The 13,176-nt window shown below is 39.7% G+C and carries 12 protein-coding genes; 5 read left to right on the plus strand and 7 right to left on the minus strand.

Translation table 11 applies throughout. The features are described 5' to 3' along the window. Positions 1 to 3 precede the first annotated feature (3 nt). Entirely contained in the window at positions 4 to 2,019 is a 2,016-nt protein-coding gene (locus NSQ17_RS05025; RefSeq protein WP_342467914.1) for an ABC transporter ATP-binding protein, read from the plus strand. Positions 2,020 to 2,144: 125 nt separating this feature from the next. On the opposite strand, the gene NSQ17_RS05030 is transcribed toward NSQ17_RS05025, so the two are convergent. From NSQ17_RS05030 to NSQ17_RS05060, 7 genes are all read right to left on the minus strand, one after another. Further along, on the minus strand, positions 2,145 to 2,762 hold the full coding sequence (locus NSQ17_RS05030) for an NAD(P)H-binding protein (protein WP_008348943.1): 618 nt from the start codon (positions 2,760 to 2,762) through the stop codon (positions 2,145 to 2,147). Between the two features lie 284 nt (positions 2,763 to 3,046). Beyond that, on the minus strand, positions 3,047 to 3,250 hold the full coding sequence (locus NSQ17_RS05035) for an alpha/beta-type small acid-soluble spore protein (RefSeq protein ID WP_008348940.1): 204 nt from the start codon (positions 3,248 to 3,250) through the stop codon (positions 3,047 to 3,049). 226 nt (positions 3,251 to 3,476) lie between these two features. Then, positions 3,477 to 4,583, minus strand: a complete 1,107-nt coding sequence (gene ugpC, locus NSQ17_RS05040) for a sn-glycerol-3-phosphate ABC transporter ATP-binding protein UgpC (RefSeq protein ID WP_024719977.1) — start codon at positions 4,581 to 4,583, stop codon at positions 3,477 to 3,479. 137 nt (positions 4,584 to 4,720) lie between these two features. Beyond that, complete coding sequence (locus tag NSQ17_RS05045) at positions 4,721 to 5,596, minus strand: helix-turn-helix domain-containing protein (protein WP_268373814.1); 876 nt, start codon at positions 5,594 to 5,596, stop codon at positions 4,721 to 4,723. 20 nt (positions 5,597 to 5,616) lie between these two features. Further along, positions 5,617 to 5,826: a YheE family protein gene (locus NSQ17_RS05050; RefSeq protein ID WP_008348933.1), complete on the minus strand. Its 210-nt coding sequence runs from the start codon at positions 5,824 to 5,826 to the stop codon at positions 5,617 to 5,619. 145 nt (positions 5,827 to 5,971) lie between these two features. Next, positions 5,972 to 7,330 carry a YheC/YheD family protein gene (locus NSQ17_RS05055; protein WP_342467915.1) on the minus strand — a complete coding sequence of 453 codons (1,359 nt, stop codon included), beginning with the start codon at positions 7,328 to 7,330 and terminating at the stop codon, positions 5,972 to 5,974. Continuing rightward, positions 7,287 to 8,393 (minus strand): YheC/YheD family protein, encoded by a 1,107-nt coding sequence (locus NSQ17_RS05060; RefSeq protein ID WP_342467916.1) that lies wholly within the window; start codon positions 8,391 to 8,393, stop codon positions 7,287 to 7,289. The genes NSQ17_RS05055 and NSQ17_RS05060 overlap by 44 nt, the downstream gene beginning before the upstream one ends. A 214-nt stretch (positions 8,394 to 8,607) precedes the next feature. On the opposite strand from NSQ17_RS05060, the gene NSQ17_RS05065 reads away from it, so the two are divergent. From NSQ17_RS05065 to NSQ17_RS05080, 4 genes are all read left to right on the plus strand, one after another. After that, positions 8,608 to 9,741, plus strand: a complete 1,134-nt coding sequence (locus tag NSQ17_RS05065; RefSeq protein ID WP_060780931.1) for a DUF445 family protein — start codon at positions 8,608 to 8,610, stop codon at positions 9,739 to 9,741. A 122-nt stretch (positions 9,742 to 9,863) separates the two neighbouring features. Further along, positions 9,864 to 10,220, plus strand: a complete 357-nt coding sequence (locus tag NSQ17_RS05070; RefSeq protein ID WP_008348927.1) for a YlbF family regulator — start codon at positions 9,864 to 9,866, stop codon at positions 10,218 to 10,220. 446 nt (positions 10,221 to 10,666) lie between these two features. Then, the gene (locus NSQ17_RS05075; protein ID WP_008348923.1) at positions 10,667 to 11,533 is read left to right on the plus strand and encodes a Cof-type HAD-IIB family hydrolase; all 867 of its coding nucleotides are present in this window, start codon (positions 10,667 to 10,669) and stop codon (positions 11,531 to 11,533) included. Between the two features lie 113 nt (positions 11,534 to 11,646). Continuing rightward, entirely contained in the window at positions 11,647 to 13,146 is a 1,500-nt protein-coding gene (locus tag NSQ17_RS05080) for a coproporphyrinogen III oxidase (protein WP_342468084.1), read from the plus strand. Positions 13,147 to 13,176 lie beyond the last annotated feature (30 nt).

The following is a 13,176-nucleotide window of genomic DNA, read 5'->3' on the forward strand; positions in this document are numbered from 1 at the left end:
GGCATGACAACAGGGAGAAGACTTCTTGCCTATGCACTCCTGTATAAAAAAGTATTGTCTGTTGCTTTGATCTTTCTCATCATTGCAGTTGGTGCTGAGTTGACAGGACCTTTCATTGGGAAAAAAATGATTGATGATCATATTTTAGGTGTAGAAAAACCGTATGTTGAGGTAAATGAAAAAACAGATAAAACGGTTTATTACCAGGGAAATAACTATATAAGAAGTGACCGGCTACAGAATCAAAATGAAGCTGGAAAGCAAATCAATGTCGTGCAAGTCGGATTTGGGTACTATTTTGTGAATGAACCGATTCGATTTGACGGGAGCCGGACAATAGAAGGGGATCAGCTCACCATTGAAAATGGGAGCGAGCGTGAGACGTATCAGGTACAGCGTTTATCCAAAGAGGAAATCTTCGCTTTTTATCAGCCGGAAATCAGTGGTTTGGTACAGCTTGTTCTATTTTATTTTGGGATGCTCGTCATTGCGATTTTCTTTCAATATGGGCAGCACTATTTACTCCAGCGTATTGCAAATCGCATTATTCAAAAAATGCGAGTGGACGTATTTGAACATATTCAAACGCTTCCGATTCGGTATTTTGATAATTTACCGGCTGGAAAGGTTGTCGCGCGGATTACGAATGATACAGAAACCATTCGTGATTTATATGTCACAGTACTCGCTAATTTCGTCACAAGTGCCATTTACATGGTTGGAATTTATATCGCCATGTTCTTATTAAATGTGAAGCTGGCGCTTATTTGTTTAGTGGCTGTTCCGATTATTTTCCTATGGTCGATGACTTATCGAAAGTTTGCGTCGGTTTACAATCACCGTATTCGTTCCATCATTAGTGAAATTAATGCCAAGCTAAATGAAGCCATTCAAGGGATGACGATTATTCAAGCATTTCGACATGAACAAGCAACGAAAGAAGAATTTGATGAGCTGAATAACAATCACTTTCGATATCAGCGAAAGATGCTTCATTTAAATTCACTGCTTTCACATAACTTGGTGAATCTGCTTCGGAACTTAGCATATGTCGCACTCATTTGGTATTTTGGCGGCGCGTCCTTAAGTGCGACGGGCATTGTGTCGATTGGGGTGCTCTATGCATTTGTCGATTATTTAAATCGTTTGTTCCAGCCGATTACAGGCATTGTGAATCAATTCTCTAGATTAGAATTAGCCAGGGTTTCATCTGAACGGGTCTTTCGATTATTAGATGAGCCAGGTACTGAAGTGGAAGAACCAATTCAGAAGAAACTAGAGGGACACGTCCAATTTCAGGATGTTACCTTTGCGTATAATGAAGGGAAAAATGTATTAAAGAACATCACCTTTGAGGCGAAAAAAGGTCAGACGGTGGCACTCGTTGGACATACCGGTTCTGGGAAAAGTTCGATCATGAATTTGCTGCTACGTTTTTATGATATTCAGCATGGGGACATCCTCATTGATGGAGAAAGCATCTATGATCAGTCGCGCCAAACGCTGCGTAAACAAATGGGCATTGTACTGCAAGATCCTTATTTATTTTCTGGAACGATTGCGTCCAATGTCAGTTTAGGAAATGAAGACATTAAAAGAGAAACGATTGAAACATCGTTAAAGCAAGTGGGCGCAGCAGAACTATTAAATCATTTGCCTGAAGGTTTTGATGAACCAGTTGTTGAAAAGGGGAGTACTCTTTCCTCTGGGGAGCGTCAATTGATTTCATTTGCCCGTGCACTGGCATACGATCCAGCGATCTTAATTCTAGATGAAGCGACGGCTAACATTGATACAGAAACAGAAGCCATCATTCAGCGGGCACTGGATGTCGTCAAAGAAGGACGAACCACTTTTGTCATTGCACACCGATTATCTACTATTAAGAAAGCTGACATGATTTTGGTGTTAGAAAAGGGTGAGATTGTCGAGCGCGGCAGCCACGAAGAGCTCATGGAGCAAGGCGGACTGTATGCGCAAATGTACGAATTACAAAAGGGAGCTGTGACGAGCAGCTGATAGGATAAGCAGCAAAAGCCACTTTCAATTTGAAAGTGGCTTTTTCATGGCAATGAAAAAAGTCGAGGCTTCATGATATGATCTCGACTTTTACTGGTTGTATATCATTTACATAAACTAAATGGTCAATAAGCGATACCGACACGTTGATGCACAAATTCTTTTGAGTTTAACTGCTGATACAAAAAGTGTGCGGTATCTTCAACTGAGATTTTCTGTCCATCTATAGGGAGAAAATTCTTTTCATAGCGATATGACCGTGTCACTTCTCCATCTGGTAAATAGGTTGGGCAAATGATTGTCCAATCTAGTTCAGTTGATTGAAGAATTTCAAATGCTTTGGCATGTTCTTTAGCAGCTCGGGAAGTGGTTCGCCTTGATTCATTTGTTTCAAAGCGGTAAAGCTCAGGCTGCTGCCTTGCTTTCAAAATCCCCGCAGTGCCAATCGTTATAATTCTTGATGTTCCTGTTTGCTTCATGGCTTGTACGATATGCTCCATTGAAACAGATAAAGTATCATCACCATCTGTTGATAGACAGCTCACGACAATATCTGATCCTTTAATTGTTTCAAGAACATCCTCTTGATTTCTGGAATTGCCGGTGACTTGAAACATACCCGCAAGCATTTCTTCCCGGTTTGTCCGAATTAACGAGCGAACCATGTAACGATCATCTTCTTTTACGAAACGAAGAAATGCTTGTCCTACACGTCCATGAGCACCGAAAAGAGCTATTTTCATCTGATCGATCCCTCCACTACATACTATAAGTGAAAAGAACTTAAAATGGTACAGTTTTATGTCATGCTTTTTTTATAAAGATGAAAGGACCGAATACTATGAGCATATTCACATAATAGAGAGAGACCGACAAATTGTAGAAGTTCAAAATTCACACCTGAAATAATGTCCATGAAGATCCGCTCCTTTCTAATACATCATATGAATTCAAAAGGAATCGGTGAGGGATAAAACCAAAAAAAGAAGACACCATAAGAGGTGCCTTCTATGATCCAGATATGAAATTAAGCTTTTGTTCCGCCAAGGTTTTGCTGAGCGTAAGATACAAGACGTTTCGTGATTTCTCCACCAACTGAACCGTTAGCACGAGCTGTTGTTTCTGCTCCAAGGTTTACACCAAACTCAGAAGCGATTTCGTATTTCATTTGATCGATTGCTTGCGCTGCTCCAGGAACTAGTAATTGATTTGAACTATTAGAATTTGCCATGATGTGAATCTCCTTTTTATATATGATTTTTTTGGTTGGGTTTGCTGGAGTCGCACCAGCGAAATGACCAAGTCATTTGCCACTTGGCGAAACCCAATGCGGTAACTGCTTTGTACTAAATATTATGGTTCGCTACGAAAAAAACATACGGAAAAAGAACATGGTAAATGTTGTTTTCATATACAAAAAACCACCACCCAATGGTGATGGTTTGTGGAACGTCTTCTTATTCAGCTGAGCGGATGCGGAGCTCAGTCTCTGTATCAAAGAAGTGCGCTTTATTCATATCAATGGCAAGAGGGATCGTCTGACCTGCCTGAATATCTGTGCGAGAATCAACACGTGCAATAAACGTTTGACCAGCGAGAGAAGAATAAAGCATCGTTTCCGCTCCCATTAATTCAGCCACTTCTACGTTTGCTTCAATTTTTGTTCCTTCAGAAGCCTCTATAAACACAGGCTCATCATGGAAATCTTCTGGTCTGATGCCTAGAATCACATCTTTTCCGATATAGCCCTGACTGCGTAATACTTTCATTTTTCCTTCTGGTACACGAATGTGCGTATTCCCAATGGCAATGGCTCCGTCAGACAGTTTTCCTGTAAAAAAGTTCATCGCTGGAGAGCCAATAAATCCTCCTACAAAGACATTCTCTGGGTTTTCATACACATCCTTTGGTGCGCCAACCTGTTGAATAAAGCCATCTTTCATGACAACAAGCCGAGTAGCCATTGTCATGGCTTCTGTTTGATCGTGTGTGACATAGATGAATGTCGTCTGCAGCCGCTGATGAAGTTTAGAAATTTCGGCACGCATCTGAACACGAAGTTTAGCATCTAAATTAGAGAGAGGTTCATCCAAAAGAAAGACTTTTGCATCGCGTACAATGGCCCTTCCAAGTGCAACACGCTGTCTTTGACCTCCAGACAATGCTTTAGGTTTTCGATCTAAGTATTGTTCAAGCCCTAATATTTTTGCAGCGTTTCGAACCCGCTCATCAATTTCTGCTTTAGGAAATTTTCGAAGCTTTAATCCAAAAGCCATATTATCGTACACATTCATATGAGGGTATAAGGCATAGTTTTGGAAAACCATCGCAATATCCCGATCTTTTGGTGCCACATCATTCATTCGCTTGCCGTCTAATAGAAAATCTCCTTGTGAAATTTCTTCAAGGCCTGCAATCATGCGGAGAGTTGTTGATTTTCCGCATCCAGATGGACCAACAAACACAATAAATTCTTTATCCTCAATATGTAGATTAAAGTTATCTACTGCTGTTACTTTGTTATCGTACACTTTATAAATTTGATTCAGCATCATTTCAGCCATAGGTGGTAGCCTCCCAGTCCTTTTTGAAAGCGCTTTACTTATAAATGAAGTGTATAAAAAGGAAGGGTGTCTGTAAATGGACAACGTGCACAACATCTTATTTTCATTTTTAGGCAAGGTGCTCATGTTAGGATCATTTAAGAAAGATCGAGAAGATTCATCATGAAATAAGCAGCTGACGCTTCTTGAAAATGCCGTATATCTAGTCCTGTCCGTTCAATAAATTTATCAATCCGATACTGGAGGCTGTTTCGATGAACATATAACGCTTTTGCTGCCTGCGATGCATTTAAATTACACTGCATATAGGTCGTGAGAGTCCGGTAAACGTCCCGATCAAAGATTGTTTCTATAAATGCATCTGAAATAGCGGCAGAAACCATGTCTGTATCATGGCGAATGAAAGCAGGTAAACATTGATAAAATGTTGCAACCCCTGACCTAAGTTTTCCTTGCTTCAGATGCCATAAGAAGAGCTGATGTTCATTTAATAATCTCATTTTTAAATTTCCATTCGGCAAATGCAGCTGTCCTTGCATGAAGACAACGTCTGTTAAAAAATCACTTGTGATGGCTTGAGACAAATCATGTAGCTGTTCAAGTTGACCATTTTCTGATGTAGCGTTTGTTTGAATGAGCATAGCTGTTTCAGTGCCTGTCCATAAGAAATGAATATGTTCGAGGCTGCTGTTCACAGCCTCTTTTATTTGCTGCCTTTGTTCTGCTTGGTGATCCATTTTAAAAAAATGAACACGGACGGATTGATCGATGGTGATTGATTTGTTTTCAAAGAGATAGCTGTACCATTTCTGTTCTTCTTCCGTTTCCTGCGTATGAGGTACATCAATTGGTGTGAGGAATGAATTGAGAAGAAGCGCTTCCCTTTCTGTTAGCTCCGTTTTGTTTACTCCGAAAATTTCGCCTTCGTCTGTTTGATACCAGAGAATTTGTTTATCATTTGTTGGTGAACTGATGATATGGTGTCCGTAAACAAGTTTTAGTTTTTCTAACATGGCGAGGCTCCTTAAACAGTTTAATCATACACATGGAATAGCATTAATTCGTGGATTTCTTCTTTTAAGGTTGGTTCAACTTCATGAGGCGGAAGCTGAGAGCCCCATTCAATATCACCCGTTTTGTGATAAATGCCTTCATAGTGTGAACCATTATGAAAAAAGGATATTTTCCAGCCAGGTAATTGCGCTTTTTTAAAGAGAGGTTTCCATTGAAAATGAGAAATCATATCATCATTGCCTCCTTGCTTTTATTGATGAAACAATAAATACACACGACAATACGGAAACAACCTTGAACTTGGTTTTATTGTATCTCATCTGATGAAAAGAGCATAGGGAAAGCACAGATTTCAGAGACATGAAAAGAAAACATCAATAGGCGTTTGCATGGTCTATAGGAGTAAGAGCCATTTGTGTTAGGTAAGATGCGTATTCAACGATTCTTTTCCCAATCAGCCATTCTGAGTGTTTCAATGGTGCATGCAGAAAAATCTCGCGGCCTGGACGAGAATTGGCTTCAAACATCCAGATAGCACCTAAGTGATCAATACCTAAGTCAAAACCAATTTCCCCAATCAGACCGGGCATTTTTTCATCTATCACACGACTAAGTGCGAGGGCAGTATCAGAGAGCTCTTGCAAAACCTTCAAACGTTTCTCTTCATCAGGAAAGATATCATACAGTGTTTTTACTGAACCACCATGCAGTTGATGGGTTGTGACAGTGTGATCTCCTGAAACTTTTCCAGCAGCGGCTGTAACAGTCCAATGACCATACTTATTTTTATTCGTATGAATTCTAAAATCCAGTGGTTGATTGTCTATTTGAAGAAGCTCAATGCCTTGTTGTGCAATCAAGTCGTGAATTGCACAATCTTCCCGCAGTTTTTTTACGAAATGGTCTACGGAATGATATGAAGTGGATTTCCCTTTATTTGAGCAGACAGTGACCCCGTTTTCCGTCTTCTTTAACTGATAAATCCCGTCTCCGTGACTGCCGTTTGTTGGTTTTAAATAAATGACATGATGCAGATGAAGGAGTGTTTCTATTTTATTTAAAGCATCAACAGGATCTAATCGTATAGAATGTGGTAAGAAAGAGCTTGTTTTTTCATCTGTTAATAGCTGTTCATGAATGTCCCATTTATTAAAAAAATAAGGGTTGAACCAAGGGATATCGTAGTCTTGAGTGAGTTTTCGTTTTGTTTCTTGAATGAATGCCGACTGAGCAGCCTTTCTATTAGGCAGCCGGTCATAAACAACGGATGGGAGAGGCATCTGCTTTTTTACCCAGCGCTCCTCTTGGTAAAGAAAACCTTCTACTATTCCTTTATCCCAATCGATAGAATGAGTACCAAAAAGATATGCAAAACCAGCATGTTGCCTGCAAGATTGCAGCAATTTCATAAAATAGGAAGATCTTGCGCCTAAAGGTGCTGTATTTTGTTCGAATCCTGCAGTGAAAATGCCGATGAGAGGTCCTATATAGAGTGTATGTTGAACTAATATGACATCAGCTTTCGTTTTGTATGGAATGAATAAAGCGCGATAAAGGTCTTCTGATAATAAAATCATTTGAGATTGATGATGATAGGAAATGGCGAAATCATCTACTAAACAAGAACCTAAAGCAATAGATAAAATTGCCTCCTGCTCTTTAAACTGAGCAGGGAGATATACTGTTTTTTCACTTGCTGAATGAGGAGCGATGATGTAGCGTTTTCTCTTCATAAGGAACCTCCTTTTCTTCAGCCATCATCGATTTGGCATGTTCAAGTATGGTCTGAATCAATTGATTCTCCCTCTCAGGGTAAGCTTTTAAAAAAGAGGATCGTCCTGGCTTTGATCTTACATTTGAGATGAAAAGTCTGCCTTCATTTGTATGAAGCAAGTCTATAGCGAATTCAATACACGGTGAGAAAGTTTTGTCTATAAACGCTGGAAGAGATGATTGAATGGAGGCAATATCATCTAACAACAGCTCCTTGATGTGTGGCTTTAATGAGTTTAAATAGTGATCAAAGGCTACCACATGAATGGAATTTTGTGTATTGCTTAAAAGGCTGTTTTCTACTGATGGTTTTGTATGAATCCCCATGCTATTCCATTGATTTTGAGAATTTTTTATAAGAAAAATCCTAATTTCATTGAATATAACGTCTTTTTGATCATTCGTGTTAAAAAATTGAAGGAAAGATCGGCCGATATATTTTTTGCACCAGCGCTCAACCTCTGCTGAATGTGAAAAGGTGATGATTTGCTTAGCGTTTAGCTGCACAGTAATGAGTGATTTGTCTTTTAAAGAAATGAAGCAAGAGGATGCTGCGTGCTGTTGAGAAAGCGGCTGTATTTTACAATATCCGCCCTTTCTGACCAAGTTGAGAAGGTCTGAAGGCTCTGTCAATAGAGAGCAGACAGGTAAGTATGGTTGTAAAGAAGGGAGGAGACGGAGCTGCTCGAATAGCCGCATTTTATTTGAAATTCCAGTATTCAAAAAAACGGTTTTCGGATACTTTTTTAACCAATTCATGATAGGTTTTGCTTTTTTAGATTGTGCGTCATGCTGATAAAGACAACGATCATAAATCAAGTCAGGAATCTGAAATTCTGACGCTTCAAATCCTTTGCCAGTCTTAAATTTTTGACCGTGAATGACATTTGAAGCAGGCTTTAAATCTAGAGGTGAAAAACGAACAACTTCTAAATCAAAAGAAGAGGCTGCTTTGGCAAGCTGATGTGTGAATGCTTCTTCATGCTTCGGAGAAAGAGCGACAATGCCGAGCGTTGACGTCATGAAACAACACCTACTTTTCAAATTCTTTTTTTAACATCTGAAAAACACTTTTTGTTGATTTTACATAAACTTGGCGTTCCTATATCATTACGACAGATCGTTGTCTCATATGTCACATTGAATGCTTCATTTGCTTGGACTCTTGACAACAACTATAATACGTATAGATAAAAACAATAAACTTCAGGTGTTGTTTGAAAGGTAGATGACGACTTTGGATATATTCACAACGTTTATCTTTATGATTGTGATAGGTGCAGTGATAGGGGCAGCAACAAACCATCTCGCAATTAAAATGCTTTTTCGTCCGTATAAGCCATATTATTTATTTGGGAAGCAGCTCCCATTTACACCGGGTCTCATTCCTAAAAGAAGAGATGAAGTAGCCAAGCAGGTTGGCGTCATGGTGATGGAGCATTTACTAACGCCAGAGGGTATTAAAAAACGATTTGAATCATCAGAGGCAAAGCAAGAGATATTGCGGACAGTGCACCGATATATTGATAAAGGTGCTGATATGGAAATGACGGTTTTCTCCATGTTAGAAAAATACGGTTTTTCACAGGCTGACGTTAAAGCTGACGCATGGCTTCATCAGTGGACTGATCATAAGCTCCACTCACTGCTTGAAAAGTATGATCAGCAAACATTGTCTGAGCTGTTGCCACAGGATGTAGAAAATAAGCTTGCATCAAAAATTCCAGATGCCGCAGATTATATTTTAAAGAGAGGCATTCATTATTTTGAAAGTGATGAGGGAAAAGCAAGACTCGGTCATATGATAGATGATTTCTTAAAAGAACGAGGAATGCTTGGCAGTATGGTCCAAATGTTTTTAGGGAATTCAAGCTTAATTGATCGCGTGCATCCTGAAATGATGAAGTTCTTAAAGAATGCAGAGACAAAAAGGTTTTTATCAGATTTACTTGTTCAAGAATGGGTCAAGGTAAAGCAATTTTCTTTACATGAGCTTGATGAAAAATGGAATGTGAAGGAGCTTCTATTTAGTGTGAAAAAGCAATTGCTTTCACATTTTTCTACAAAGGTGCTGTTAGATAGACCAGTAGGAGTTTACATCAGTGCAGTAGCGGATGATCTTAAGACCAAGTTTGCTCCATCTCTCATTGATAAAGGGATTGAAGCCGCATCTAATGCGCTTGAGGGACTGCTCGCAAAGCTCCAATTTGAAGAAATTATTCGTGAACAAATTGAACTTTTCCCGCTTGAAAAAATGGAAGAGCTTGTGATCAGCATATCTAATAAGGAGCTGAAGATGATCACATTTTTAGGCGGTCTTTTAGGTGGATTGATCGGTGCTGTCCAAGCGATTTTTGTCACCTTATTCTAAGGCAAGATCGAGAAATTTCGATGAATTTATTGTATATATGTGAAACGAAAGCCATAGTTTGTTATAGTGGAGTGGTGTCCGCCGATCCATATCGGTGATAACGGATAGAAAGGAGACATAACATGTCTGTAAATCTTTATGATGTTGCATATGACCTTGAAAAAGCACTGCGTCATAGCGAAGAATATTCAGCGTTAAGAAATCTTTATGATGAGGTAAACGGGGATGAATCCTCTAAAAGAATGTTTGAGAACTTCCGTGACATTCAAGTAAACCTTCAACAAAAACAAATGACTGGTCAAGAGATTACACAAGAAGAAGTAGAGCAAGCGCAAAAAACGGTTGCACTTGTGCAGCAGCATGATAAAATCTCTCAGTTGATGGAAGCAGAACAACGCGTAAGTGTTCTCATCGGTGAATTAAATAAAATTATCATGAAGCCTCTTGAAGAGCTTTATGGAAATACTGAAGAAAATTAATTGAAAGGGCGATCATATTCGCCCTTTTTTTCATTCATATCGCCGCTTGTATATCTTTAAAAAAAGGGTTGTCGAAGCTCGTAAATTCTGCGATAATACTTATTGAAAGTGCTTTCAAAAAGCGCTATCGTGATGAATTGGGTGCGTTCCACTTTGGATTTACGGCGATGAGCCAAATGAGAGAGAAGCGCTTCTGGGAGAAAAGCAAAGCATAAGGGGATATGATATAAGCAATGCTTTGGTGTGTGAAAGATGAGGGGATCATGGGGAGCTTCATCACGCCATTGTTACGCATCCAAACCATACATAAAAAAAAGCCTAGGGGTAGGCTTTTTTTATTTGCGATTGTGGCATAAAACAAGGGCTGCTTCAACTGCATGTTCTAAAGCGCTAAGCTAGGGCATATCCTCATCGTAAGTACAGTCATCAAGAAGGGGGATGCCTCAGTGTCAAAAAAGCTACTTGCACTCAATATAGATGGAACGTTGCTTCGTTCCAATGGGAAAATCCATTCCGCTACAAAAGAAGCTGTGGAATATGTTAAGAAAAAAGGGGTTTACGTGACGATTGTCACCAACCGTCATTTTCGATCTGCACAAAAAATTGCCAAGGCGTTGAAAATACCAACTTCAACTCTTGTGACGCATAGTGGTGCATTTATCGCTGATAAGCTTGATGAGCCGCTCCATGTGAAGAAATTAACGGAAGAGAAAACATTTAATCTTGTGCAGATCCTTGAAAGCTTTGATTGTAATGTTCGCTTGTTACATGAAAAATTCTCAATCGGCAATCGGAAAAAAACACAGTCTCAACTGATGGGAAAAACGTTGATTCATCCGTCTGATCCCATTTTCTATCCCGTTCAATTTGTTGAATCATTAAGTGATATGCTCATGGATGAACCGGTTAGCACACCTGTCATTGAAGTGTATTCGACGGCAGCACTTCAGCCTGAAATCCACACAACCATTCAACAAGCATTCCCATCTGTTGATCTGATTAAGATCAGTGATGAGAAAATGAACATTGTATGCAAAGGGGTATCGAAAGAAGCAGGACTTTCTCTTTTAACCTCAGCACTAGGTTTTACATTAGAAGATACGGTCGTGATCGGTCACGGGACAGACGACATCCCGATGCTTGAGTTAGCTGGCTTAGGCGTTGCGATGGGGAATGCACCTCATTCGGTCAAACGTAAAGCCGATTGGGTGACACGTTCTCATGATGAACAGGGTGTTGCTTATATGATCAAAGAATACTTTAGAATGCAGCAAAGGGAAGGTTTTTTACATCAATTTGATATTAAACGATAATATAGTGAAGGCCCTGTCTATTAAGAAATGGCAGGGCCTTCGTCTGTTCTCTTCATTGCTTTTCCTAGATGAATTTTGTAAAATGAAACAAGTTTGAAGATAAAGGTGATATGATGCGAATTTTAGTTAAAGGGCTGTCTAATGAACGATTTCATCGACCGCTTGTCAATATAGCCAATTTATTCGAGGAAGATAGTGAAGTGCTGTTTGATTCAGGTGAAGCGAACGATGGCCTGGTCATGGTGTTTGATTGTAAAGAAACTGGCGGTATGGTGGAGGCTTCTGGCCATATTGCTGGATCAGATATGACGAGTTGTTTTACAAGAGAGATGCCGGAGGGCTTGAACGATAAAGAGCGCTGGAAGCAAATCAAAAACACTGTGCTGTCTGTTTATTTACATCTGCTACAGGAATATACAGGAATGACGCAAAAATGGGGGATTCTTACGGGGATACGCCCTACGAAATTACTTCATAAGATGCTAAGAGAAGGCATGACAAAGGAAGAAGCACATGCAGCGTTAAAGCGCGATTACTTGATTCATGATGAAAAGATCAATTTGATGCAGGAGATTGTTGATCGTCAAATCAAAGCCATTCCAGATCTGTACGATCTGCAGGAGGAAGTGAGTATTTATATCGGTATTCCTTTCTGTCCAACAAAATGTGCTTATTGCACGTTCCCTGCTTATGCCATTCAAGGACAAGCTGGAAGAGTAGGAACGTTTCTTTTTGGGCTGCATTATGAGATGCAAAAAATGGGCGAATGGTTAAAGGAACATGGGATTAAAGTGACGACTGTTTATTTTGGCGGAGGTACTCCAACGAGTATTACAGCAGAAGAAATGGATTTGCTGTATGAGGAGATGTATCGCTCTTTTCCAGATGTGAAACATATTCGGGAAGTCACTGTAGAAGCGGGACGACCTGATACGATTTCACCTGATAAGCTGGAGGTGCTCAACCGTTATCATATTGACCGGATTAGTATCAATCCGCAATCATATGAGAATGAAACATTGAAAGCGATTGGCCGGCACCATAGTGTGGAAGAAACGATTGAAAAGTATCATTTATCAAGGCAGTATGGCATGAATAATATTAACATGGACTTAATCATCGGGCTGCCAGGAGAAGGGCTAAAGGAATTCCAACATTCCTTGCAGCAAACAGAAGAACTGAAGCCTGAATCTTTAACGGTGCATACCCTTTCCTTTAAGAGAGCGTCTGAAATGACCCGCAATAAGGAAAAGTATCAAGTGGCAGACCGTGAAGAGATCACACGTATGATGGATGAAGCGGTTGCTTGGACAAAGGCACATGACTATCATCCGTACTATTTATACAGACAAAAAAACATTTTGGGGAATCTCGAAAATGTCGGGTATTCGTTAGATGGACAGGAAAGTTTGTATAATATTATCATTATGGAAGAGGTGCAGACGATCATTGGCATTGGATGCGGCGCTGCGAGTAAATTCATTGATCCGCGAACCGGAAAAATTACGCAGTATGCCAATCCAAAAGATCCAAAGTCTTATAATGATCGTTATGAGCACTATACGGAAGAGAAGATTCAGTTTCTTGAGTCATTATTTGTTTCTCACATGTAAACACTGCGGTGACGCAGTGTTTTTTTCATT

Source organism: Bacillus sp. FSL W8-0629 (assembly GCF_038593225.1).
In the GTDB taxonomy this organism is placed as follows: Bacteria; Bacillota; Bacilli; order Bacillales; family Bacillaceae; genus Bacillus; species Bacillus altitudinis.